Genomic DNA, 381 nt, shown 5'->3' with positions numbered 1-381 from the left:
TCTTGGCACAGGCACTGGCGCGATAGCGTTAGCCTTGGCATCAGAATGTCCGCACTTTGAATTTATTGGTGTTGATATTCAGGCGGATGCTCAGGTTTTGGCGACAGACAATGCACGTCAATTGGGCATCCGTAATGCTCGCTTTTTACAAGGCAGCTGGTTTGAACCTGTTGTTAATGAAGGGTCATTCCAGATCATTGTATCCAACCCTCCTTATATTGATGAGCAAGACCCACATTTAGCGGTGGGAGACGTTCGATTTGAACCTGATTCTGCACTAGTGGCTAAGGAGAATGGTTTAGCGGATCTTCGGCACATTGCATTGCATGCTACAGAATACCTTGCCGAGAATGGCTGGCTACTCATGGAGCACGGTTATGA

1 protein-coding gene is annotated in these 381 nt (G+C 47.5%); it reads left to right on the top strand.

Annotated elements, in window-relative coordinates; translation table 11 throughout:
* On the top strand, positions 1 to 381 hold a 381-nt coding region (locus tag AB4585_RS27255), incomplete at both ends, for a HemK family protein methyltransferase (protein WP_372171866.1).

The sequence above is a fragment of the Vibrio sp. 10N.222.49.C9 genome (assembly GCF_041474985.1).
Taxonomy (GTDB): Bacteria; Pseudomonadota; Gammaproteobacteria; order Enterobacterales; family Vibrionaceae; genus Vibrio; species Vibrio crassostreae_C.
Note: the sequence above shows the minus strand (reverse complement) of the source record. Positions and strands in the feature narration are given on the sequence as shown.